The organism is Thermostichus sp. MS-CIW-40 (assembly GCF_054058315.1).
Genome location: NZ_JBSSAC010000008.1, coordinates 14,657 through 39,766, shown reverse-complemented (window position 1 = coordinate 39,766; position 25,110 = coordinate 14,657). Strand labels below are relative to the sequence as shown.

Annotated in this window: 15 protein-coding genes; 6 read left to right on the top strand and 9 right to left on the bottom strand. The window is 58.7% G+C overall.

From position 1 onward, the window contains the following. Window positions 1-19 precede the first annotated feature (19 nt). The gene (locus ACVWXF_RS04280) at window positions 20-2,545 is read right to left on the bottom strand and encodes a DNA gyrase/topoisomerase IV subunit A (protein WP_457473727.1); all 2,526 of its coding nucleotides are present in this window, start codon (window positions 2,543-2,545) and stop codon (window positions 20-22) included. Window positions 2,546-2,742: 197 nt separating this feature from the next. Between ACVWXF_RS04280 and ACVWXF_RS04275 the strand changes: the two genes are divergently transcribed. Further along, window positions 2,743-4,137: a phosphoglucomutase/phosphomannomutase family protein gene (locus tag ACVWXF_RS04275; protein WP_457473726.1), complete on the top strand. Its 1,395-nt coding sequence runs from the start codon at window positions 2,743-2,745 to the stop codon at window positions 4,135-4,137. A 65-nt stretch (window positions 4,138-4,202) separates the two neighbouring features. Here ACVWXF_RS04275 and ACVWXF_RS04270 read toward each other — a convergent pair whose 3' ends face one another. Next, window positions 4,203-5,447 (bottom strand): RNA-guided endonuclease InsQ/TnpB family protein, encoded by a 1,245-nt coding sequence (locus tag ACVWXF_RS04270; protein WP_457473725.1) that lies wholly within the window; start codon window positions 5,445-5,447, stop codon window positions 4,203-4,205. Between the two features lie 57 nt (window positions 5,448-5,504). On the opposite strand from ACVWXF_RS04270, the gene tnpA reads away from it, so the two are divergent. After that, window positions 5,505-5,945 (top strand): IS200/IS605 family transposase, encoded by a 441-nt coding sequence (tnpA, locus tag ACVWXF_RS04265; RefSeq protein WP_457473724.1) that lies wholly within the window; start codon window positions 5,505-5,507, stop codon window positions 5,943-5,945. Between the two features lie 336 nt (window positions 5,946-6,281). Here the strand turns inward: tnpA and ACVWXF_RS04260 are convergent, their stop codons facing one another. Next, a complete protein-coding gene (locus tag ACVWXF_RS04260) occupies window positions 6,282-7,448 on the bottom strand; it encodes a hypothetical protein (RefSeq protein WP_457473723.1) in 1,167 nt (388 codons plus the stop codon). 273 nt (window positions 7,449-7,721) lie between these two features. Continuing rightward, entirely contained in the window at window positions 7,722-8,126 is a 405-nt protein-coding gene (locus ACVWXF_RS04255; protein ID WP_457473722.1) for a DUF7933 domain-containing protein, read from the bottom strand. A gap of 1,156 nt (window positions 8,127-9,282) precedes the next feature. On the opposite strand from ACVWXF_RS04255, the gene ACVWXF_RS04250 reads away from it, so the two are divergent. Beyond that, a complete protein-coding gene (locus tag ACVWXF_RS04250) occupies window positions 9,283-10,707 on the top strand; it encodes a hypothetical protein (protein WP_457473721.1) in 1,425 nt (474 codons plus the stop codon). A 59-nt stretch (window positions 10,708-10,766) separates the two neighbouring features. On the opposite strand, the gene ACVWXF_RS04245 is transcribed toward ACVWXF_RS04250, so the two are convergent. From ACVWXF_RS04245 to psaA, 4 genes are all read right to left on the bottom strand, one after another. Next, a complete protein-coding gene (locus ACVWXF_RS04245; RefSeq protein ID WP_099812798.1) occupies window positions 10,767-12,323 on the bottom strand; it encodes a phytoene desaturase family protein in 1,557 nt (518 codons plus the stop codon). Window positions 12,324-12,404: 81 nt separating this feature from the next. After that, on the bottom strand, window positions 12,405-12,986 hold the full coding sequence (locus ACVWXF_RS04240; protein ID WP_457440285.1) for a Uma2 family endonuclease: 582 nt from the start codon (window positions 12,984-12,986) through the stop codon (window positions 12,405-12,407). 107 nt (window positions 12,987-13,093) lie between these two features. Continuing rightward, window positions 13,094-15,328 carry a photosystem I core protein PsaB gene (psaB, locus tag ACVWXF_RS04235; RefSeq protein ID WP_457473720.1) on the bottom strand — a complete coding sequence of 745 codons (2,235 nt, stop codon included), beginning with the start codon at window positions 15,326-15,328 and terminating at the stop codon, window positions 13,094-13,096. A gap of 21 nt (window positions 15,329-15,349) precedes the next feature. Beyond that, window positions 15,350-17,617: a photosystem I core protein PsaA gene (psaA, locus tag ACVWXF_RS04230; protein ID WP_457473719.1), complete on the bottom strand. Its 2,268-nt coding sequence runs from the start codon at window positions 17,615-17,617 to the stop codon at window positions 15,350-15,352. Between the two features lie 327 nt (window positions 17,618-17,944). On the opposite strand from psaA, the gene ureC reads away from it, so the two are divergent. Genes ureC through ACVWXF_RS04215 form a run of 3 tightly spaced genes read left to right on the top strand, consistent with a single transcriptional unit; the run spans window position 17,945 to window position 22,125 of the window. Next, window positions 17,945-19,663 (top strand): urease subunit alpha, encoded by a 1,719-nt coding sequence (gene ureC / locus ACVWXF_RS04225; RefSeq protein WP_457473718.1) that lies wholly within the window; start codon window positions 17,945-17,947, stop codon window positions 19,661-19,663. 50 nt (window positions 19,664-19,713) lie between these two features. Beyond that, complete coding sequence (locus tag ACVWXF_RS04220; protein ID WP_457473717.1) at window positions 19,714-20,820, top strand: ABC transporter ATP-binding protein; 1,107 nt, start codon at window positions 19,714-19,716, stop codon at window positions 20,818-20,820. 45 nt (window positions 20,821-20,865) lie between these two features. Further along, window positions 20,866-22,125, top strand: coding sequence for an ABC transporter substrate-binding protein (locus tag ACVWXF_RS04215; protein WP_457473716.1), 1,260 nt, complete (start codon window positions 20,866-20,868; stop codon window positions 22,123-22,125). A 3-nt stretch (window positions 22,126-22,128) separates the two neighbouring features. Here the strand turns inward: ACVWXF_RS04215 and ACVWXF_RS04210 are convergent, their stop codons facing one another. Further along, window positions 22,129-25,107: an ATP-binding protein gene (locus ACVWXF_RS04210; RefSeq protein WP_457473715.1), complete on the bottom strand. Its 2,979-nt coding sequence runs from the start codon at window positions 25,105-25,107 to the stop codon at window positions 22,129-22,131. Between the last annotated feature and the right edge of the window lie 3 nt (window positions 25,108-25,110).

Sequence of the window (25,110 nt, the reverse complement as noted above, 5' to 3'; positions counted from 1 at the left end):
TCTTCTGCTCCCCCAAGAGCTATCCCACATCGCCTTCCGGCAGCCACTGCGGCCAGAACAGGCGCAACTCCCTGACCCGCTCCCCTTTGACCAGGAGGGATCCGCCCCCGGATCGGCTTTGCAGCGGGATCTCGGCAGGAGAGAAGGAGTACACCTGTTCAGACTCCGTGATCACATCCAGTTGCAGATGGGAAGGCCTCTCCAGCTCGGGGGGGAGACCCACCAAGCCCACCAGCACATCCCCTCGGTCGGAGAAGTGAAAGGCCGGCGCGCCCACCGGACTCCGCTCCAAGATGGGGATCTCGCTCAGGGGCAAGCGCTTCAGGTGGCCCAACCGGCTGGCCAGAACCAGGATCCCTTGGGAGGGCACCAGCGCCATACCTGCAATCTGTTCGGCGCGCCCCAAACGCAGGGCCGGCGATCCCATAGCCGCTCGACCCATCAGGGGAATCTGTTGGACATCCAGCCGCAGCACCCGTCCCCCTGAAGTAGCCAGGACGACGCTGTAGCCTTGGTGGCCGGGATCCCAAAGGGCTGCCCAGCCCAGCTCATCTCCCTCTTTTAGCTTTAGGACAGTGGATCCCCGTTGGGTAAGGCCCATTAGCTCTGCCAGGGCCACCCGCTTGATCCGCCCCTGCCGGCTGAGCACCACCAAACTTGCCTTGCCCGGATCCGGATCCAACGTGAAGGTGGCGACGATCGGCTCAGGGTTGGGAAGAAGGGTAACTAGAGGCACCCCCCGTGAAGAGCCAGTGCTGAGGGGGATCCCTTCGATGGGCAGGGTGAAAGCTTTGCCGCCGGCGGTGAGCACCAAGATTTCCTGCTCCAGCGTGACGCATTCCAGGCCGACCAGCACATCTTCCCCCAGTTCCCGTTGCGCCGGGTTGCTGCGGGAGCGACGGCTAGGCAGAGGCAGGCGGCGCACATAGCCCTTGCGGGTGAATTGCAGCAAGAAGTGGGTCTCTTCCGTCTCTTCGCCGCTGGGGATTTGGGCCACTTCCGCTTCCAGCTCCGAGGCCGAGAGGATCTGGGTGCGCCGGGGATCCCCGAAGGTCTTTTTCAGGTGTCGCAGCTCTTTTTTCAAATAATTCAAGAGCTTGCGGCGGTCGCTGAGGAGCCCTTGCAGTTCTTCAATGCGGGCCTGCAGCTGGGCGTGTTCCTGGTGCAGCCGTTCCCGCTCCAATCCCGTCAGGCGACGCAGAGGCATGGCCAAAATCGTCTCTGCCTGCTGGGGGGTACAGCCCAGGCGAGTTTGCAATTGGGCTTTGGCCGTGGTGCCATCGGGCGCTTGCCGCAGCAGCTCGATCACCCCCTCCAGATCCGCCAACGCCAGCAACATTCCTGCCACCTCTTCCGCCTTGCGCTGCACCTGCTGCAACTCGGCACGGAACATCCGGTTGAGGGTGGCCTCGCGAAATTGCAAAAAGTGTTGCAGGATCTCCTTGAGGCTGAGCTGCCGCGGTTCCCCGTTCACCAAAGCCAGCAGGATGGCTCCAAAGTTGCTTTGCAAAGGGGTGAGCTTGTACAACTGCTGCAAAACCGCTTGTGGATTGGCTTCTCGCTTCAGCTCCACCACCACGCGAATGCCGCTGCGATCCGACTCATCCCGCAGATCGGCGATGCCGCTGATGCGGTCTTGGTTGGCCAACTCGGCCACTTTCTCGATCCAGGCCGCTTTGTTCACCTGATAGGGAAACTCGCTGATGACTAGAGCAGGCCGCCGGTGGCGTCCTTTGCCCGGCTGGATCTCCTCGAAGCGGGCCACCCCCCGTAGAGTGATGGAGCCGCGCCCGGTGAGGTAGGCTTCGCGGATCCCTTGGGTGTCCAGGATTTGGCCGCCGGTGGGAAAATCCGGCCCTGGGATCCACCGCAACAGCTCCTCAGGGCTGAGGTCGGGATGGTCGATCAAAGCCAACAGGCCATCCACCACTTCCCCCAGGTTGTGGGGTGGGATATTGGTGGCCATGCCCACAGCAATGCCGGCAGAGCCGTTGAGCAGCAAGATGGGCAGGCGGGCCGGCAGGACGGTGGGCTCCGCCTGGGATCCGTCGAAATTGGGCATGAAATCGACGATCTCTTCCGACACCTGCTCCAGAAGCGCTGTGTGGCTCAGCTCCGCCAGCCGACACTCCGTGTAGCGCATGGCCGCCGGTGGGTCATCATCCACAGAGCCGAAGTTGCCGTGCCCCGCCACCAGGGGATAGCGGCTGGAAAAGTCTTGCACCATGCGCACCAGCGCGTCATAGACCGCCTGATCCCCGTGGGGGTGATATTTCCCCAGCACATCCCCCACCACCCGTGCGCATTTGCGGTAGGGGCGATCCGGCGTCAGGCCCAGCTCGTGCATGGCGTAGAGGATGCGGCGGTGTACCGGCTTGAGGCCATCCCGCACATCCGGCAAGGCCCGCCCCACGATCACGCTCATGGCGTATTCCAGGTAGGAGCGCTGCATCTCCCCCTGCAAATCGGTCACAATCACCCGACCCAGACGGGATCCCCCACCCGAGCCAAATCCCAGTCCGTCGAGAGTCAGTTGCTGAGTCATGGCACAAAGGAGCGGAACGCTTTCCAGGTTACTCTAGCCGCTTCTGCGGGCCCCGCGAGAGGGATCCCATCTCATCCCATCTCACATCCCATCTCAATAGAGATAGAGAAGAAGCGAAGAAGTTGAGAGCAGACCGAACCCCGCAACTCCCGCCTCGTGCTATGACTTGAAGCGGCAGCACCCACCGCAACACCACTATGGCCGATACCCCGATCCGTTTTGGCACCGACGGCTGGCGAGCCGTGATCGCCGATGGCTTTACTTTCCAAAACTTGACCGTTGCAGCCCAGGCCAGCGCCCAAGTCTTGGCCCGCACCTACCCCGGCGAAGGGATCCTGGTCGGCTACGACAACCGCTTTCTTTCGGAACGCTTTGCCGCCCACACTGCTGAGGTGGTGGCCCGCCTGGGGATCCCAGTTTACTTCTCCACCTGTGTGGCCCCAACGCCGGCCTTTAGCTGGGGTGCCAAGGAGCGAGGCTGTCACGGCGCTTTGGTGATCACCGCCAGCCACAACCCCCCCCACTATTCCGGCCTCAAGGTCAAGGGAGGATTTGGTGGATCCGTGCCCCCGGAAGTTACTGCTGCCATCGAGCAGGAGCTGCAAAGCCTCCAGCCTCTGGGATCCCACAAGGCCCCCATCCACACCTGGGATCCCTGGCCCGGCTACCTGGCTCAGCTCAGCCGCTTTGTGGATCTGGAAAAGCTCAAGGGATCCCCGGCCAAGATTTGGGTGGATGTCATGTGTGGCTCTGGCGCTGGCGGCCTCAAGCGCCTCTTGGGGGAGAAGGTCATTGAGTTGCAGGCGCATCGGGATCCCTTGTTTGGGGGATTTCCCCCCGAGCCCTTGCCCCAAAACCTGCAGGCTTCCGCTCAGATCATCGCGGCGGATCCCGCCCCCTTGAAAATGGGCTTGGTCTTTGATGGGGATGCCGACCGCATTGCGGCTCTCGATGGGCAAGGCCATTTCCTCAGCCCGCAGATCCTGATCCCCATCTTGATCGACCACCTGGCCGGGCGACGCGGCTTGCGGGGCGAGATTGTCAAAACCATCAGCGGCTCTGAGCTGTTTGTTAAAGTTGCCGAGCGCTATGGCCTGCCGGTTACGGAAATGCCGGTGGGCTTTAAGTACATCGCCGAGCGCATGATGAGCACCCAGGTGCTGTTGGGCGGGGAAGAATCGGGCGGCATCGGCTACCTGGGCCACATTCCCGAGCGGGATGCTCTGCTTTCGGCCCTCTATCTCATCGAAGCGGTCGCGGAAACCGGCCAAGATCTCAGCGCCCTTTACCGAGCTTTGCAGGAACGGGAAGGGTTCACCTCTGTTTACCTGCGCCGCGATCTCCACCTCGCGGATCAAAACCAACAAACTGAGTTATTCAAACGGCTACAGATGGATCCCCCGGCTGAGATTTTGGGGCAGAAAGTGATCAAGCATTTCGACAAAGACGGCCACAAATTTACCCTTGCCGACGGCAGTTGGGTGATGATTCGCGGCAGTGGCACCGAGCCTCTGCTGAGGTTGTACTCAGAAGCCAAAACCCCGGAAGAAGTGAATCGCCTGCTGGATTGGGCAGCAACATTGGCAGCTTAGTTCAGATCCGAGTACCAAGCCCTACGATACTGATCCGAAAAGCACGGAGTGACATACTCCCGCACTCATGCTGACGCAAAGCGCTCCGCGCCGCTAAAGCGAAAGAGTGCGGGCTTCTCAGTGACTCCTGTGAAGGACGTTTCCTGAGCTTTAAGAACGGGATGCCCCACCGCTCTGTATTTGATGTTTATCGCCGCGTTGTGGTCTCGGTGCAGTTCCAGTCCACAATGTGGGCAAGAGTGCCACCTGTCTTGAATGGTCTTCGGTACCTTTTGGCCGCACCGAGAGCAGTTTTGGCTTGTGCCGTTTGGATCCACTGCGATCACCCTCAGCCCAGCTCTTTCAGCCTTGACTGCGAGAATCCGCAGGAATTGCCCCCACCCGGCATCATAAGTAGATTTCGCTAGTCGGGTTCTCGCAATACCTTTGATGTTGAGCGCCTCATACGCAATATGCTTTCCCTTGCTTACCAGCTTCTTGGCTGTTTTGTAGTGGAAGTCTTTACGCTGGTTGGCCACCCTGAGATGAGCCTTGGCCACCCGCTTCAGGGCTTTCTTACGGCGGTTTGACCCTTTCTGCTTGCGGGATAAAGACCGCTGCAGCCTCTCCAGCCGCTTTTGGGCGCGGCGGTAATACTGGGGCACTGGGACGGACTCCCCCGTATCGGTCGTCAAAAAGGAGTCCAGCCCCATGTCGATCCCTATCGTGTTCTCCAGTGTTGGCAGGTCAGGAGTGAACTCGGGGACAGACGTATCTTGCAGGCTTAATGTCACATACCACCCGTCCGCTTTGCGGGTGATGGTAGCAGTCTTGATGACAAAACCGTCAGGCAAAGGACGGTGCTGAATCAGCTTAACTGTGCCAATCTTGGGCAGATGAATGAACTTCCCCTGAAGGCAGTCCTGCTTCATCTGGGGGAAGGTGAAGGAACGATACCGGCCCACCCCCTTGAATCTCGGCCTCCCTATCCTCTTGCCGTTGCGGTCGCCTTTCAGCCAGCGGTCGAATGCTTTGTGCACTCGCTCTACGCAATCTTGGAGGACTTGCGAGTGGACTGCTTGGTATTCGGGGAACCTTGCCTTGGTGTTCACCAAGTCTCGTTTTTGGGAGTAGACATCCGGCCTGTCTCTCAGCTCAGGCAAATGACAGATTAAAGGGCAAGCTTTGATATCACAGCGGTTTTGCTCCCACCAGTTAAACCGCTCTGCCAGCCGATAGTTGTACTGCTTGCGCAACAGCTCCAGCCACTGATCCATCAGGGCAACCTGGCTGGGCGTAGGCCGCAGGCGGTACTGATAGGCAGTCCTCATCTTAAGCGTGCCTAGAAACCGCTACACTGATTATAGCACCAGTAAGGATTAGCAGCCATGAAGCATGATTTTGTTTCCAGCGGCAGAGCTGTATCTGATTTGAAGGCACACTTGGTCTTAACCACCAAGTACCGACGCAAGGTATTTACTAGAGAAATGTTGCAGCGATTGCATGAAGTTATGTATGACCTCTGCCAAAAGTGGGGTTGCAAACTTATTGAGTTCAACGGCGAGGCAGACCATGTTCATCTGCTGTTCCAGTACTACCCGCAGGTGGATCTGTCCAAATTGGTAAACAACATCAAATCCGTCTCTAGTCGCAGGATGAGAAGCGAGTTTGCGGATTACATCAGCAAGATATATCGGAAAAATGTACTGTGGAATGAATCTTATTTCATCGCTTCATGTGGTGGGGTGACGGTCTCGGTTTTGTGCCAGTACATTGAAAACCAAGGAACTCCCGCCTCCCATCCCGACCCAAGCGCTCCGCGCCGCTAGCACGTTCGCTTCAGCGGGCCGTAGGCCATACGTCCTGCGGACAGAGGGCGGGGCTTCTCGGCGGACTAGCTAAGCGCGCCCAGCCCCTGAGGAGACACGCTGGGGACTTTGGATTTGATGTGATCAGTTCCATCACCCCCTCCTAGCTTTGCACAGATTTCTTAGAGGCGATATTTGCTACTCGACTTTGACCGCTGCAAACTTCTGAGCTGCAATTGGGGGAGTCGAAGAGTTAGTAACCGTTACCAGTGCAGCAGAAGAAAAGCCGATTGGGTGTAGCTCAACAGTCTCACCCAAGATGGTCTTGGACATTCATACAAGCCAGGCATGTATCGTCTACTTAACTGTAATGTTCACACGTGCCTGCGCCGAGATAGGAGGACTAGAAGAGTCCGTAACAGTCACCAATGTCAAGAGAGTAGAGCCAATGGGAGGAGTGTCTTTGGTGGCTGGACACTGCACCTTGATTGCCCCCGTTGGCCTGTCAAACGAAAAGCCAGCTGGCGGTGGAGGTTCAGGCTCTGCCTTGAAAGTTAGGGGGTTAAGGACTTTACCTTGGGTGGTAATTTGTGGATTTACGATGACTAGCTTACCAAGGTTGTTGGTGCAATCTACTGAATCCCCATATTTAAGCTCGATAGAACCTACAGCTGATTTCACAGGAATCACAAAGTTAATATCACTGGTCAGGAAGTTGCTGGCAGTAGTTAAGGATGGGTTAAGCTTAATAGTGATGGAGCCAGTGAATACCCCGCCCGTTAGTCGAATAACTCCGAATTCTTGAGGCCCTTTGCTACCTTCCTTAAAGAGGAGAGTAGAGGTCGAAACAGTGAACGGAGCGCCCGCCCCAAAGGGGTTAGGAGTTCCGCTGACATCCAAAACAACCTGCCCACCAATCGGAGGGGCTGCGAGTTCGACCCTGACAACCTTGGTAGCCCCAACTATGTCATTATCGAGAAACTCTATCGTCGAAGGGGTAACCGTAATGGTAGGCGGCGCTTTCTGCAATACCTTAACCGGCACAAGAACATTCACACTGCCCACCGGGTAATTGACAGCTGTTGTGGCAGGGTCGCGGGTAACTATTATGGTGGCATTGCCTTCCTGAGTGGCCGGGATCAAACGGGTTAATGTAACTGTGGGCTTATCCTCGGATCTCGGTGGAATGACAACAGTTACGAAAGAGGCAGCCGTTGTAGAAATGCCCACCACCTGTGGGTTATTGCTTTCCACCTTCAACACCAAACTGCCATTAGCAGGAGCTTTGGAAGGCGTAAGGGTTATAGTTTCGGTAGAACCAACAGTTGTGCCTTCCGCAAACACAACTTTTTCCGGCGTGACGCTGACTGTTTCAACAGGGAACGGAGTGGGGGGAGGAGGAGGGAAAGGAGTAGAAGGAACAGGGGTCTCCGCCTTAATGGTAGGGAGAGGAGCGGGAGAGGGGATGGGAGGAATGGTTGGGGCCGCAACGGGAGTTTGGATGACAACAGTGGGAGCCGGCAAAGGGATCCCTGGCGCTATGGGAGGTAAGCCTACCTCGGTGCCTCCGGTAGGCACGCTAGGAGTTTGAGGGGGGATTATTGGCCCAGGAAGAAGGCTGGTTACGCTCCTATCCTCCTTTGCCTGTTGGCAGCCAATCAAACTGGCTGTGGTGAAGAAAACAGCCCAGATACTGCCCAAAGTGTGCAACCAATCCTTCTTGATCTTCATCTCCTCGCACCTTCACTCACCAAGTTGACATTGCAGAGTTGGCCGAACTCGCAGCGAATAACACCGTTACGGATTAACCACCAGATTGATGGGAGGAGCTGCACTGGGTAGAGTCTGATTGTTCGACACAAATAGCAGCGGCAATGTGTAGATCCCAGGAGCCGTTGCTTGAATGGAGACGTTCACCTCGCAAGTAGCACCTGCTGCCAGAACTCCGCCCGAAAGGTTGATGATCCTTGTTCCCGGTATTGCGCCCAAAGTGCCCCCGCAGGTATTTGGATTGGCAATGCCGGCAGGTGTGGGAGGATTGGCCACGACCAGCCTCTCTGGCAAGACTGCCTGGAAGCTGAGACCACTCAAGGGAATAGCGCCAGCCACTCGGTTATCGACTACAAAGGTGAGGGTAACAGGTGTATTGACCGGCGCTGGATTGGGCCGTAGGAAGCGAGCAAACAGGGGCGAGGGTCCCACAGGAACCGGCGTTGGCACAGGAGTGGGGCCTGAGGTAGGCGTAGGTACAGGCGGCAGAGGAGTAGGAGTTGGAGTGGGAGTTGGCTGAGGAAGGTTGCCACAGGGTGGAATTGCAGAGCCGCGAACCTCGCTTCGAGTTTCCCCTGGATTGAAAATTGAGTCATCAACCCGCAAAACTTGTCCAAATCCGTCCCGGATAGTTAGAACGAAAACAATGTCATCTCCTGTCAGTATCTCCCGGCCATCGATATTCCTAATTCCCTTTGAAAAAATCCTCAAGTCATCGAAAAACCTAGGATCCGTTGGAAACGTGTAGCTAAAGTTGAAGCCGTTAGCGTCAGTGAACGTGTTGCCTCTCCCAATCAGCAGGTTCCTAAACTGACTCAGGGCCTCAGGCCGGATTACGCTGGTAACATCCGTTCCACAAGTGATGTTCAAGACCTGAATGTCTACACTCGCAATTGTTCCTCGGACAATCAGGTTGGTCAAGTCCACTCTGTAAGAGAGCGATGCAGACGGCTGATCGACATCAAAACCACCCCCCGGCCCAAATTGCGGCGGATCCGGTAAGTCGGGCTGAATGGGCGGCGGCGTGATGGGGGCAAAGTCCGGCCCGGGGCGAAAGGTGATGGGCGTGAGGTTGGGTGAAATGGTAGGGGCAACCGCCACCGGAGGGGGTGTAGCTCTGTCGGCAGTCAAGAGGGGCGGCAGCCCACCAGTAGTCTCGCTGCTACAACCAGTGACCAGGGCCAGCGAAGCCCAAGTTACCAGAAGGGAAAGGCCACCGCCGCCAAGGGCTGAGCCAGAACGTCGTTTCATTGGGGAAGTCTCCACTCACTCACACCACAGCAAATCTTTCCGACAGCGTCCAGCCGGGATCCACTGAATTTACCCCTGTACATTGACAAGCAAGATTACGAGGTATCCCGTTTGAAAGGGGGATGACTGCTGTTAGTTCTACTGCATTCCAGGGCGTTGTCAAGCGACCGGCAGAGCAAATCCAAGAAATTTTTCCGGAAATGGCCCATCCCCTAGATATGGGGTATCATAGCCTCGAGCAGGGGCGGCCAGCTTACCTGTAGCGTTGGGGTTGGGTGCCTTTCCCTCCATTTTGTGTGTGGATTTCCCCAGATTAGGGTGTGTGAGGAAGTGCCTTATGAACTTCAAAGGTCGCTCATTAGCGGTTTTGTGTGGAGTCTTGCTGCTAGGCGGCTGCGGCGAGGTTAATGAGTCCCCGACCTTGCCTGGGCCCGTCCAGGTGGATCCCACGGCGTTTGTCTCGGCGCAGGAGTACCGCTTTACCCCCGGCTCGGTGCTGGAGACCACCAGCCTCCGGTTGGACTACGTCAATCCGAGGTTTGACAATGGGATCCCTGTGCGTACCAACCCCTTGCAGGGAAGCGGTGAAGCTCGCATCGCCAATGTTGAAGCCCGCATCTTGCCCGTGAACGAGATCCCAGCCAGTGAGCTGACAATCGACTCCACCCTTCGCTCCAGCACGCTGGCCATCCAAATTGGGCGAACCACACCGCTGGTGAATATCACTGCCTTTGGACCCAACGACGGCAGACTATCTACGCAATTTAGTATCGCCGGGCTGGTTGCAATTTCGACAAACCCCAATGATCAGCGCATTCGAGTGAACACAACCTTTAGAGCCGCCAGTGAAGGTACTGTCTTGACTCTCACCGTGCGCCGCATTTTGGTGAGTAGAAATGGTAATCAAGTCGTCCTGGAGGGAGATTCTTCCCTGATTGTCCCCACTGTGGGTGTATTGTTTGAAAACGGTGGCCCTGGCCCCGGTGGTGAGATTTTGGCGCCTGGCTCCTTTGTCAACCCTCCTCCACCCCAAGGTCCTGTAGTCGCTATTCTCCAAACAGGCAGTTTCTCCGCGAGCTTTGTGGTGCGGCAGCGGGGGGTTGCGGGCGATGGCACTCCTGAGGATGCCTTGGCTCTCTTTGCCCGCCTGAACTTCCGGCCCAACCAGGCGGAGATTGTCTATCGCCCTGCCCAGGTGGGCACCCAGTCGGTGTTGTTTGCCCCGGATCCGACGCGGCCCAATATCTTGCCCAATCAGTTGGTGCGCATCCGGCGCCTACTGAACGGTCGGGTTCAGGCGGAGTTTGATCCGGCCAACGTCAGCACAGTCCTCAACTTTGTCCAGGTCAGCCCGCCGCCACGACCTTTCCCCACACCGATTCCCCAGTTACCTGTCCCTGGGCGTCCAGATGCTCCTACAGCCTTTGATTACTTTTTCTCATTACGAACTGAAAGGGAAGAAGGCGAGGGTACTCCAGTTGTTTTGCAGGGCATCGTGCCTGCAACGGGGGATTTCGTCTTCCGCACCTTGGCCGGAGCACAGTTATCAGGGCCGTTTAACCGGCTTGATATTGGTGGGGGAACACAAAGAGGAAATCTGAACCTTGTCTTCGATTCAACGACCTCTGCTGAGCGCATTTCCGGCCAGTGGTTTTTGGAACAAGAGTTCCCCACCGGCAACATTGAAGATGGGACGGAAAACCAGGAAGGGGCCATTTTGATCATCCGTGGGTTCTTTGAGGGAACTGAGGTGCGGCTGTAACCCAGGCAACCCGTTTGATCCCAGAGCAGGGATCCGCTCTGGCTTGGCCTTTTCGTCGGTCAGAGCTTGGGTAGATCGCTGAGCACCACCTGCGCGCAGTTGTGGCCAGGGATCCCGGTCACTCCGCCTCCTGGGTGCGCCCCTGAGCCGCAGAGGTAAAGGCCGGGGATGGGGGAGCGATAGTCGGCCAGGCCGGAGATGGGCCGCAGGTTGTAGCTTTGATCCGGCGTCATTTCCCCGTGAAAAATGCTGCCCCCTACAAGGCCGAAGCGGGCCTCCAGATCCACGGGCGACAACATCTGCCGTGCGATCACGGCGTTTTTAATGTTGGGGGCAAATTGGGCAATTTTGTCGATTACCCGATCGGCAAATTCCTCCCGTAGGCCATCGTTCCAGTCTCGCCCTTTGGGTTGGTAAGGCACAAACTGACAGAAACAGGAGAGGATGTGCTTGCCTGGGGGAGCCATTGTCGGGTCGGTGGGGGATTGGCTGTAGATCTCGATAAACGGATCCCGGGAAGGGATCCCGTATTTGCAATCATCCCAAGCCCGCTCCAGATAGGCCACCGAGGGAGCAATGTCTACCGTGGCGGAACTGACCACTTCTGGGGGCACTTCAGCAGGGGCCGCCGTGTAGCGAGGCAATTCTTCCAAGGCCAAATTGAGCTTGTACACCGGGCCTGAGGTGCGGTAGTGCCGTTCTAGCCGGTCACGCAAGTCTGGGGGCAAAGAGGAGCAGAGTCGCAAAAAGGTGATTTGGGGATGGGCATTGGAGAGAACCGCCCGCGCCCGCACGGTTTCCCCCGATTCGAGGATAACCCCAGCGGCCTGCCCACTCTCCATCAAGATCTCCGCCACTGGAGCAGACGTGCGGATCTCCACCCCCAAGTCCAGAGCTGCCTTGGCCATCGCTTGAGTAATGGATCCCATCCCACCGCGCACATAGCCCCAGACCCCACGCGAGCCAATGGCGCGACCTACCGCATGGACTAGCCAAATGTAGGGCGTACCTGGAGTCATCGGCCCGGCAGAGGTGCCGATCAAAGATTGGGGAGCCATCGCCGCCTTGACTTGCTCCGACTCGAAGAATTCATCCAAAAGATCGGTGGTCGAGAGGAGCATGATGCGGCGGAAATCGTCTTCATAGCCAGCAGCTGCAAAGCGATCCGCCAGTTGGCCCAGTGAAATCGGCGGCTGCATTAAGGTTGGCTCCACCACCTCGTTCACCCGATCCCAAAACTCCTCCCAGCGGTCGTAGGCTTCCGCATCTTTGCGGGAAAACTTGGCAATTTCCGCTTTGCTCTTGGCGCGGTTATCGGCATACAGGAAGAGGTGCTGCCCATCCGGGAAGGGCATGAAATAGGAAGGTTGCTTGGCATAGACCTCAAAGCCATAGTCCGGCAGGCGCAGATCGCGGATGATCTCCGGGCGCAGCAAACTACAGGAGTAGGAAGCCACCGACACGCGAAAGCCCGGGTGAATTTCTTCTGTAATGGCAGCACCACCAACGGTGTGATAGCGCTCCAGCACCAGCACTTTTTGCCCCGCTTTGGCCAAATAGCAAGCGCTCACCAGCCCGTTGTGGCCGGCCCCAATCACCACCGCGTCGTAGCTCATCGACAATCCTTTTACAAATGCTTCCCCACCCACAATACTCCTGCCAGCCAAGACTCGATCTGCCGGCAAGGGATCCCTGCCTTAACCGATGGAAAAAACCCGATCCAGACTCAACTCTCCAGCCCGGATCCCAGGGATCCCAACTTTCTCCTTGGGGGTGTAAGCCTCTCTTTTTTGGTAAACTCCCGACTCTATTGGCAAGCTGTACGTCTCTAGGCAGTTCTCTTGCAAGTTCAAGATCCAGTAGTTGGGGATCCCGGCTTTGGCGTAGAGTCCGAGTTTGACTTCCCGATCATAGGTAAGGGAAGAATCAGCCACTTCGATGATGAGATAGATGTCTTCGGGCTGAGGATGCCGAGAGCGGTACTCATCCTGCTGAAAGCGCACAATGGCAAAGTCGGGCTCTGGCTCGTGATTGGGGGGCAGTTGCACCGGATCCTGGGTGCGCACAATAGCTTGCTCCTGCACAAGGCCCACCAACAGTCGGTACAGGCGGCTACAGTAGGCGGCGTGCCTCTCCCCTTTCGTCATCTTTTGAACCAGGAGCCCGTCAATCAGCTCCAACTGATTGGGCTCTTCAATCTGTCCAGACTCAATCAGCCGATGAAACTCCTCAAAGGTATATCGCCTGATATAGGGATCCAATCGGGCGGCTAGAGTCATCGACCAAACTCATCAGACCCTAAACTTCATATCACTACTCTACCAACTCACAAAAAAGGGATCCCTGGACCAGCCGAGGGATCCTTATTCAGCAGGTTATGGGCTTGCTACCCCGACTGAGAGGCTGTCGAGGCGATAACAAAGGCCGCGTAGGTCAACACGTAACCCACCGTGAAGTGAGCCAGACCCACCAGACGACCTTGGACAATCGACATGGCCACCGGCTTATCTTTCCAGCGGATCAGCTTGGCCAAGGGAGTGCGCTCGTGCGCCCACACCAAGGTCTCGATCAGCTCTTGCCAGTAGCCGCGCCAGGAGATCAAGAACATAAACCCGGTCGCCCACACCAGGTGGCCGAACAGGAACATCCAGGCCCACACCGCCAGATTATTCATCCCATAGGGGTTGTAGCCGTTGATCAACTGAGCAGAGTTGGCCCAGAGGTAGTCCCGCAGCCAGCCCATCAGGTAGGTGGAGTTCTCATTGAACTGGGCGGTGTTGCCGCTCCAGATCCCCAGGTGCTTCCAGTGCCAGTAGAAGGTGACCCAGCCGATGGTGTTCAGCATCCAGAACATGGCCAGGTAGAAGGCATCCCAGGCGGAGATGTCGCAGGTGCCGCCCCGACCCGGGCCATCGCAGGGGAAGCTGTAGCCGAAGTCTTTCTTATCCGGCATCAGCTTGGAGCCGCGGGCGTCCAACGCCCCCTTGACCAGGATCAAGGTGGTGGTGTGCAGGCCCAGGGCAATGGCATGGTGCACCAGGAAGTCGCCAGGGCCAATGGGCAGGAAGAGGAACCCATTGGGGTCGTTGATGGCTTGCAGCCAGCCCGGCAGCCACACGTTGCCGTAGTTGGGCCATGCCGTAGAGGCGATGCTGTTGGGATCCGACAGCAGCACGTTCATGCCGTAGAGCATCTTGCCGTGGGAGGCCTGGATGAACTGGGCAAACAACGGCTCGATCAGAATCTGCTTCTCCGGCGTGCCGAAGGCCTGCATCACATCGTTATGGACGTACAGCCCCAAGGTGTGGAAGCCCAAGAAGAGCGACACCCAGCTCAGGTGGGAGATGATCGCCTCTTTGTGATCCAGCACCCGAGCCAGCACGTTGTCCTTGTTGGCTTCGGGATTGTAATCCCGCACCAGGAAAATGGCTCCATGGGCAAAGGCCCCCACCATCAAGAACCCAGCAATGTACTGGTGATGGGTGTAGAGAGCCGCCTCCGTGGTGTGATCCATGGACATGAACACGTAGGGGTTGAGGGAGTACATGTGCTGCGCCACCAGCGAGGTCACCACTCCCAAGCAGGCCAGGTGCCAGCCCAACTGGAAGTGTAGAGACTCGTTGTAGGTGTCGTAGATGCCCTCATGTCCACGGCCCAACAAGCCCCCGAACGGCGTGCCCTTGGGTGGGTTGTGAGCCGCCATGATCTCCCGCATAGAGTGGCCAATGCCCCAGTTGGTGCGGTACATGTGGCCGGCCACGATGAAGATCACCGCGATGGCCAGGTGGTGGTGGGCCATGTCCGTCAGCCACAGAGACTGCGTGTTGGGGTTAAAGCCACCCAAGAAGGTGAGGATGGCCGTGCCCGCCCCTTCTGCGGTGCCCCAGACGTGGTTGGCCGTGTCCGGGTTCTGGGCATACACCCCCCAGTTGAGGGTGAAGAAGGGCTTCAGGCCCGCCGGGTGGGGCAGCGTGGTGAGGAAGTTGTCCCAACCCACGTGCTGCCCGCGGGACTCGGGGATGGCGACATGCACCAGGTGGCCAGTCCAAGCCAGGGAGCTGACGCCGAACAGGCCAGCCAGGTGGTGGTTGAGACGGGCTTCAGCGTTCTTGAACCAGCTCAGGCTGGGGCGAAAACGGGGCTGTAGGTGCAGCCAGCCGGCAAACAGAAACACCGCCGCCAACAACAACAGGCCGATGGCACCGACGTAGAGATCGCCGTTGGTGCGCAGGCCGATGGTGTTGAACCAGTAGTACAGGCCAGAGTAGGCCGCATTGACGGGGCCGCCGCCACCGGGCTGGGTGAAGGCTTCCACCGCTGCCTTGCCGAACTGGGGATCCCAGATGGCGTGGGCGATGGGCGTCACACCGGTGGGGTTGGCCACCCATTGCTCGTAGTTGCCCTGCCAGGCGATGTGGAAGACGTTGCCGGAGGCCCACAGGAAGATGATTGCCAGATGGCCAAAGTGGGTGGCAAACAGCTTTTGGTAAAGCCGCTCCTCCGTCATGCCATCGTGGGTCTCGAAGTCGTGGGCAGTGGCAATGCCATACCACAGACGTCGAGTGGTGGGATCGCTGGCCAGGTCTTGGCTGAATTGGGGAAAACGAGTTGCAGTTGTCATGATTCTCTCTTCCTCCTTGCCTTAGCCGAGTGCGCCGAACCGTGCCAGGAAGAACGCCCACGTGGTGACGATTCCGCCCAGCAGGTAGTGGGCCACACCGACCGCCCGACCCTGAATGATGCTCAGGGCGCGGGGTTGAATGGCCGGAGCGACTTTCAGCTTGTTGTGGGCCCAAACGATTGACTCAATGAGCTCCTGCCAATAGCCGCGACCGCTGAACAGGAACATCAGGCTGAAGGCCCAGACAAAGTGAGCGCCCAAGAAGAGCAGCCCATAGGCCGACAGCGCCGAGCCGTAGGAGTTGATCACCTGCACCGATTGCGCCCACAGGAAGTCCCGCAACCAGCCGTTGATGTTGACGGCGCTGGCCGCAAAGTTGCCGCCGGTGATGTGCTCAATCGTGCCATCGGCGTTGACGGTGCCCCAGATGTCGCTCTGCATCTTCCAACTGAAGTGGAAGATCACGATGGAAATGCAGTTGTACATCCAGAACAAGCCCAAGAACACGTGATCCCAGCCGGAGACCTGGCAGGTGCCGCCCCGACCTGGGCCATCGCAGGGGAAGCGGAAGCCCAATTTGCCTTTGTCGGGGATCAGGCGAGAAGAGCGGGCAAACAGCACCCCTTTGAGCAGGATCAGCACCGTGATGTGGATGGTCATGGCGTGAATGTGGTGCACCATGAAGTCCGCCGTGCCCAGCACCATCGGCATCATGGAGACCTTGCCGCCCACGGCCACCACGTCGCCGCCGAAGATGGGGCTAACCGACGCGCCCACATAGGGAGCTGTGCTGGCAATGGCCGAAGTGTGCAGCGACTGAATCCACTGGGCGAAGATGGGCTGCAGTTGGATGCCGGTGTCCGAGAACATGTCCTGCGGACGGCCCAGGGCTTGCATCGTGTCGTTGTGGACGTAGAAGCCAAAGGCGTGGAAGCCCAAGAACAGACACACCCAGTTGAGGTGGCTGATGATGGCGTCGCGGTGGCGCAATACCCGATCCAAGACGTTGTTGCGGTTCACCGCCGGGTCGTAGTCGCGCACCATGTAAATGGCCCCGTGGGCAGCACCCCCCACCACGAAGAAGCCGCCTATCCACATGTGGTGGGTAAACAGGGAGATCTGGGTGGCGTAGTCGATGCCCATGTAGGGGTAGGGGTTCATGGCGTACATGTGCTGGGCCACGATGATGCTCAGGGATCCCACCATGGCCAAGTTGATGGCCAGTTGGGCATGCCAAGAGGTGGTGAGCACTTCGTAGAGGCCCTTGTGGCCTTCGCCGGTGAAGGGGCCTTTGTGGGCTTCCAGGATCTCTTTAATGGAGTGGCCAATGCCCCAGTTGGTGCGGTACATGTGCCCGGCCACGATGAAGAGCACGGCAATGGCCAAGTGGTGGTGGGCTTGGTCGGTCAGCCAGAGGGCACCGTTCTGCGGATCCAGGCCACCCTTGAAGGTGAGAAACTCCGCGTACTTGCCCCAATCCAAGGTAAAGAAGGGCACCACCCCGCTGAAGATGCCCCAATCCACGCTGGGGAACATCTCCTTCATCAGGGCCGGGTTGAGGATGAACTCGTGGGGCAAGGGCACCTGATTCGCCGGCACGCCCGCATCCAACATCTTGTTGATGGGGATGGACACGTGGATTTGGTGACCGGCCCAGGCCAAAGAACCCAGCCCCAGCAGGCCCGCCAGGTGGTGGTTGAGCATCGATTCCACATTTTGGAACCACTCCAGCTTGGGAGCCCGCTTGTGGTAGTGGAACCAGCCGGCAAACAGGCACAGCCCGGCCATCACCAAGCCACCAATAGCGGTGCAGAGGAGTTGGAACTCGTTGGTGATGCCGGCAGCTCGCCAGAGGTGAAATAGACCAGAAGTAATGCGGATCCCTTCGAAGCCGCCGCCCACATCCCCATTCAGGATCTCTTGGCCGAAGATGGGCCAGACCACTTGGGCGCTGGGCTTGACGTTGATCGGATCCGCCAGCCAAGCAGAATAGTTGGAGAACTGAGCTCCGTGGTAGTACATGCCGCTCAGCCAGACGAAAACCACTGCCAAGTGGCCGAAGTGAGCGGAAAAGATCTTACGAGAGACGTCTTCTAAGTCGCTGGTGTGACTGTCGAAGTCATGAGCAAGAGCATGGAGGTTCCAGATCCAGGTCGTGGTCTTGGGGCCACGGGATAGGCTGCGGTCGAAGTGGCCCGGCTTGGCCCATTTCTCAAATGAGGTGGGAACCGGATCCACATCAACCGACACCTTGACCTTCGGCTCTCGCTCCTTTGGCGTAGTTGTCATCAAGAACTCCTCTCTTGCGACAAGGAACGAAGCATCCCTACCCCTTGGCAGAAGATTCCCCCAGGGCAGGACTTACCTGGCATTATAGGTCAGGGTTTGTGAGCCCTCAGTTGCTTCACAATAATTAAACGAGGGATCCCTTGTCCCATCGAGGCTGGAGTCGATTGGCAATTGTTTTTTCGATCATAGATGTAAATATATGTAACGAATTTTCAGTCGACCCAATGGGTTCTAATGAAGGGTTGAAACCAGACAACAAGCAGCAAGGGATCCCCTGGGTGGGGATGTGTGGTAAAACCCTGGCAGCCCTTTTGCAGATACCACCCTATGACCCTAGAGATTCCCCGTCGCCAATACGTCAGCAACTACGGCCCCACCGTAGGGGATCGGGTGCGCCTGGCGGATACCGAACTGATCATCGAGGTGGAGGAGGATTTCACCACCTACGGCGAGGAGATTAAGTTTGGGGGCGGCAAAACCATCCGCGATGGCATGGGGCAATCGCCGACGGCCACCCGCGCCAACGGGGCCTTGGATCTGGTGATCACCAACGCCCTGATCCTGGACTGGTGGGGCATTGTCAAGGCGGATGTGGGCATTCGCGATGGCTACATTGTCGGCATTGGCAAAGCCGGCAACCCCAACATCCAAGCGGGGGTGACGCCGGGCATGGTGGTGGGCCCCAGCACCGAGGTGATCGCCGGGGAGAACCTGATCCTGACAGCGGGAGGGATCGATGCCCATGTGCATTTCATCTGTCCGCAGCTGTGCGAGTTTGCCATCGCCTCGGGAGTGACCACCCTTTTGGGGGGCGGAACCGGGCCGGCCACAGGCAGCAACGCCACCACCTGCACCCCTGGAGCTTGGAACTTGGGCAAAATGTTGCAGGCGGCGGAGGGGTTCCCCGTCAATTTGGGCTTCTTTGGCAAGGGGAACGCGGCTTTTCCCGAGGCTCTGCGGGAACAGGTGGAAGCGGGGGCCTGCGGACTCAAGATCCACGAAGATTGGGGATCCACGCCGGCGGTGATCGACAGCTGTTTGCAAGTCTCGGATGAGTACGACATCCAAACCCTCATCCACACCGATACTTTAAATGAATCGGCTTTTGTGGAAGATACCATCGCCGCCATCAATGGCCGCACCATTCACACCTTCCACACCGAAGGGGCCGGGGGTGGGCATGCCCCCGATATCATTCGCATTGCCTCCGAGCCCAACGTGCTGCCCAGCTCCACCAATCCCACCCGCCCCTTTACCCGCAACACCATCGAAGAGCATCTGGACATGCTGATGGTGTGTCACCACCTGAGCAAGAATGTGCCGGAGGATATTGCTTTTGCCGAAAGCCGCATTCGCCCCCAAACCATTGCCGCCGAAGACATCTTGCATGACATGGGGGTGTTCAGCATCATCTCTTCCGACTCCCAGGCCATGGGCCGGGTGGGGGAGGTGATCATCCGCACTTGGCAGACGGCTCACAAGATGAAGGTGCAGCGGGGGCCTCTGCCGCAGGACAGCAGCCGCAACGACAACTTCCGGGCCAAGCGTTACGTGGCTAAGTACACCATCTGCCCCGCCATCGCCCAAGGACTCAGCCACGTCATCGGGTCGGTGGAGGTGGGAAAACTGGCGGATCTGTGTCTGTGGAAGCCGGCCTTTTTTGGGGTTAAGCCGGAAATCGTCCTGAAGGGGGGCCTGATTGCCTACGCCCAAATGGGGGATCCCAATGCTTCCATTCCAACCCCGCAGCCGGTGTACCCTCGCCCCATGTTCGGCAGCTTTGGCCGCGCCTTGACCGAGACCAGCCTCCTCTTTGTCTCCCAGGCTGCCCTAGACCTGGGGATCCCGGAAAAACTGGGGATTCAGCGCCGGGCCGTAGCGGTCAAAAACTGCCGCGAGATCGGCAAAGCGGATTTGAAACTCAATACCGCCACTCCTCACATTGAGGTGAACCCGGAGACCTATGAAGTGCGGGCCGATGGAGAGCTGCTCACCTGCGAGCCGGCAGAGGTGCTGCCCATGGCACAACGGTACTTTCTGTTCTAATTTTGGGAGAGTTTGAGAGCTCTATTGAGCGTTTGATCGGTAACCCAAGCATGGGCCACCTTGTTCTCCGCCACCTCAGCAAGCGCTTCCACAAGGGAGGGATCCCTGTCCTCAGGGATTTGTCTTTGAGCGTGGAGGCAGGGGAGATCTTCGCCCTGCTGGGGCCGTCGGGCTGCGGCAAGTCCACCACCCTCAATCTCATCGCCGGCCTGCTGGAGCCGGATCCCTTGCCCTATCCGGGGGAAATCTGGCTGGACGGGATCCCCCTCAACCCTCTGCCGCCGGAACGGCGCGGCGTGACTTTGCTGTCCCAACACAGCCGCCTGTTTCCCCACCTGAGCGTGGGGGAGAATGTTGCTTTTGGCCTGAAAATGCGGGGCATTCCCCGGGCAGAGCGGGAGGCTGCCGCCTGGCGCATGTTGGAGCGGGTGCAATTGGCCGGATTGGCTCAGCGTCGGCCCAGTCAGCTTTCTGGCGGACAAGCGCAGCGGGTGGCCCTGGCGCGGGCTTTGGTGATTCGGCCCAAGGTGCTGCTGTTGGATGAACCTTTATCGGCCCTGGATGCCAACCTGCGCCAAGAGATGCAGGCCCTCATCCTGGAGCTGCAGGCGGAAACAGGGGTGACGACGGTGCTGGTTACCCACGATCAAGCAGAAGCCACAGCCATGGCCCAACGCATCGGCCTGATGTTTGAGGGGCAGCTACACCAGGTGGGATCCCCTGTGGAGTTCTATCAGCAGCCGCGCTCCGAGCGCATTGCCCGCTTTTTTGGCGGGGTCAATTTTTTCGATGCGCAGGCGGAGGGTCACCAACTTCGCCTCAACAACGGGATCCGCTTGAAAAGCGCCGTGCCACTTCAAGGTCAGGTGCGGCTGACGGTGCGTCCGGAACAGGTGCAGGTGCTTCCCCAGCCGCCCGGCTTGGCCGACAATGTTTTCTTGGCCCAGGTGATGGCGGAACGCTTTGCGGGCACCCAGCGACGGCTGACCTTACAAACCCCTTGGGGCAGTCTGCAGGCTTGGGTGGCTCCCCACCAAGTGTTTGCGCCGGGGCAGACGGTGTGGATCCACTTGCCGACAGAGGCTCTGTGGCCTGTGGAGATTGGCGGGGATCCCTCACCCCCGGCCCTTTTCCCAAAGGAGGAGGGGAGAGTTTAAGTTGAATCTGGAACCTGAAAGTTGGATGGGGATGGTGGCAAGGCTATGCAACCCAAAAGCGTTATCTGGAAGCGGCGGCAGGTGTTGGCCGGCCTGGGATCCCTGGGAGCTTGGGCGTTGAGTCAAGGCTCTCCGTTGGCCCAGAATACCTCACAGAGTTCGGTAGATCTGGGATCCCTGAGCTGGGCGGATATTCTGGAGCGGGCGCGGGGCAGCTCTGTCAACTGGGCCATGTGGAGCGGCAGCGAGGCCATCAATGGCTTCGTGGATGGCTGGGTGAAAAGCCAGTTGCAGGAGCGTTATGGCGTTCGCTTGAACCGGATCCCGCTCACGGATACCGTTGAAGCAGTCAACAAGGTGATTGGGGAGGTGCAGGCCGGTCTGCGCAGCGGCGGCAGCATCGATCTCATCTGGATCAATGGCAACAACTTCCGCACCCTCAAGCAGGGGAATTTGCTCTTCGGCCCTTTTGCTGAGAAATTGCCCAGCTTGCCCTTCTACGATCCCGCCGATATTGCAACGGATTTTGGCCTGCCCACCGAGGGCTATTCTGCACCCTACACCGGCAACTACTTTTTGATGGCCTATGATGCCGAACGGGTACCCAATCCCCCCCAGAGCCACGCCGAACTGTTGGCTTGGGCAGAGGCCAACCCAGGGCGATTTACCTACGTGGCCCCGCCGGATTTTCATGGCAGCCGCTTTTTGTTGAGCGCCTTCTATGGTGTGACCGGGGGCTATGCTCAGTACAGCGGGCCGGACTTCGATGCCGATCTCTGGGCGCGACAATCCCCTGCCCTGGTGGAATACCTGAGAAAGCTGGATCCCTTCCTGTGGAGACAGGGCCAAACCTACCCGCCCACCTTTGCCCGCCTGGCGGAGCTCTTTGCCAACGGCGAAGTGTGGCTCATCCCCACCTTTATCGATCAGGTGATCTTACGCAAGGGCAACGGCCAATTTCCCCCCAGCACCACCCCCTATGGGATCCCGGGCACCAGCTTGATCGATCCCTCGTTTACAGCCATTCCCATCAATGCGGCCAATCCTTGGGGGGCGATGGTCTTGGCGGAGGTTTTGGCCAGCCCGGAGGGGCAATTGGAAAAGTTCAAGCCGGAGGTCTGGGGGGATCTGCCGCTCATTGATGTCAGCCGGTTGTCTGCCGACTACCAAACAGCTTTTGCCCAACTGGAGGCTGCTGCCGGGATCCCCATTCAAGAGGCCATTGCTGGGGCAGTGCCCATCGTGAACTCCGAATACACGGTGCAACTGGAGGCCCTCTGGCAGCAACAAGTCTTGCCGGGATAGGGGTCACCCAGCCTCTCTCTCTTGGGGATCCGACATTGCGGGCAATGGCGGATCAGGATCCTCACCTTGGGGCAACCAAACTTGGAAATGCGTCCATCCATCCGAGCTGTTGACGGAGATATTCCCCCCCATATGCTCCACCAGTTGCTTCACCAAAGCCAGCCCCAGGCCGGTGCCGCCGTGCTTCCAGCGATCCGATTGCGGGATCCGGTAAAACTTTTCAAAGATGCGGGGCAGCTCTGCTGTTGGGATCTCGCTGCTGTTGCTGCAGACGAAGAGGATCCCCTCTCCTTCTGAGACAGCCCGCAGGTGGATGGATCCCTCGGGGGCCGTGTACTTGATGGCGTTGTGCAGCAGCTCGCGCAGAATGCGCCCCAAGCAGGTGGGGTCGGCCCAAAGCGAGGGGATCCCTGCCTCCAGGTGCAGTTGCAGGTGTTGATGTTTGGCTTGGGCCAAAGGCTGAGCCCCGGCCAGCAAATCTTGTAAATACCGCGGCAGAAAAATATTCTCTGGTTGCAGCAGATACGTCCCGGCTCCCAGCCGTCGCATATCCAGCAGGTCGTTAATGAGCTCGATTTGCCGGTTGCACTCTTTCAGGGCAATGGTGAAGTAGTGCCGCTGTTTCTCGGGGTTATCGCGGGTCATTTGCAGCATTTGCAAGGCCATGCGCACATTGGTCATGGGGGTGCGCAGCTCGTGCGAGACGGTGCTGAGGAAATCATCCTTCAGCAGATTCAGCCGCTCCAATTCCTTCACCTGCGCTTGGGCTGCTTGGTACAAACGGGCTTGGCGGATGGCCAGGGCACATAGGTTGGCCACCTGATAGGCCAGTTGAATCTCGTCTTCGGAAAACTCTTGCTCCGGCAGCCGCTCCAACAGCAAAGCTCCCAGCCGCTTCTCTTTGTCCCAAAGGGTGCAGGCCAGCAGCCGCACCCAGCGTCCTTCCTTCCGACAACAGCAGTGGATTTCCCATTTCTGCTGTGAGGAAGAATGGGACTGCAGCAGGCGCAAGAACTCCGGGTCGCTGGCGTAGTCTCGGCCATGCAAGGGATCCGCCCCGCCATCTTGAGCCACGTCAGAAGAGAGAGAGGGGGAGTAGCAGTAGCCAGGGATCCAGGTTGACCCATCTTCTAAAAGCAGCAGGATTTGGCAGCAGGTCAGGCTTAGCGCTTCGGCAAGGGTTTTGACCACTTCTTCCAGGATTTCCCCCTCGTTTAGGCTGACCACCATCCGGCTGCTGATGGCGCGCAGCACCCCCTCAAAATACAAGGCCTGCTGCAGCTTGGCCGTGCGCAGCTCCACCTGGGCTTCTAGCTCCCGGTTGAGGGCTTGCAACTGCTGTTCTGCCCGCTTTTGCTCGGTGATCTCCCGCCCCACCGATAGGATCTCCACCAGGCGGCCTTGGCTGTCGAAAATGCCCTGATCTACCCAGCTAATCCAGCGGGACTGGCCGTTTTCTCCGGGGTACTCCCGCTCGCTGCTGTAAAAGGGGCTTTCGGGAGTGAGGGCGGCAAGAGCTTGCAACACCTTAGCCTGCTCTTCTTCCGGCAGCCGATCCCGCCAAGGTTGGCCCACCACCTCCTCTGCCCGCCGACCGAAGAAGCGCAAACAGGCAGGATTGACGAAGGTGATGCAGGTATCGGGCCGAAAGCGGCAAATGAGCTCTGTCTGCTGTTCCACCAGAGCGCGGTATTCTTGCTGCTGCTGCCACAGACGATCCAGCAGGGCCTGCTGAGCTGCTGCCGCCTGCTGCCAGGCTTTGGTTAGCGTCTGCACCTCCTGGATGGGGCCGGGATCCAAAGGGGGCCAGGGCTGGAAGCCGCTTTGGATAAATTGCTCGGCTACTTGGGTGAGGCGGCGCAGGGGACGCAAGAGGGCTTCGCCGAGGAGGATCCCTGTCCCCAGCATGCTCAGCAATAGCCCACCCCCCAGCAGCGCAGCCTGTTGGGCGCTCCGACGGACTTCGGCCAGAAGGGTTGCCTCTGGGATCCCATGCACAAAATAAAAGCCCAGCCTCCCTTTACTCTGGAGGGACTCCACCTCCACCCAGTAGGGGATCCCGCCAACCACGAGGCGCAGCGAATCTTGGGAAGAGGCCGTCCCCCAGGAGCCCACCTGCTCTTGCACGGCCACCAGCAGCGGATGGGGAGCAGGCCCCGCCGTACTGGCCACCACCTGTCCTTCCTCGTCCAGCAGAAAACTCACCTCTGCAGGAGAACGGCCTTCTAGCCGCTCCAGAAAAGCCTGAAGCTGCTGAATGGACAGGGAAGCCACCAAGCTGCCATAAACCCATCCCTCCGAGTCGGTCAGAGACAGGGACGTCACGATCAGCCGCTCCGCCTCCTGGGTGGAAGACTCGGCAAAAAATCGGGTTGCCACCCAAGTATCGTGGCTCCCTTCCGGCTGCAGGAGCTGGGGAAACCAGAACAACCGCCTCAAATCCACAAAGCCTAACTGCCTCCTCAGGCCAGTGGGATCCCCTGTTTCCGGATCCCGTTGGCGGCCCTGGGCGGATCCCGGCAGCAGGCTGGGGGTGTGGTAAGTCCAGATCGAGCCATCGGCGTGACGGCGGGCGATCACAAACCCCCCTTGAGCCGAGACAAAGCCGACATAGCTGAGCTCAGGAAATGGCTGCAACTGGCGGGCAAAGTGAGCTTCCAGCACCTCTAGATCGGCTGGGCTGGGGGTTGTCAAATCGGGCAGCAGCCCCCCTCTCACTGCCCCTTGATTGAGGGCATTGATCTGAAGGGGAATTTGCAAATATCTGGCAAGATGCTCTTCGGTGCGGTCGGTAACTTCCCGCCTCAGTTGCTCCGTCAAGCGCAGCGCCAGGTGTCGCCCGCCCTGCCAGGAGAGATAGGCCACTCCCCCCACTCCCCCTGCTACTGAGAGCACTAGGGGCAGCAGCAACGCCACCCGCAAAGGAATGGAGCGGAAAGGCCACCGGGATCGCACTTCAGAAGAACTAGAGGAAGACGGCATGGG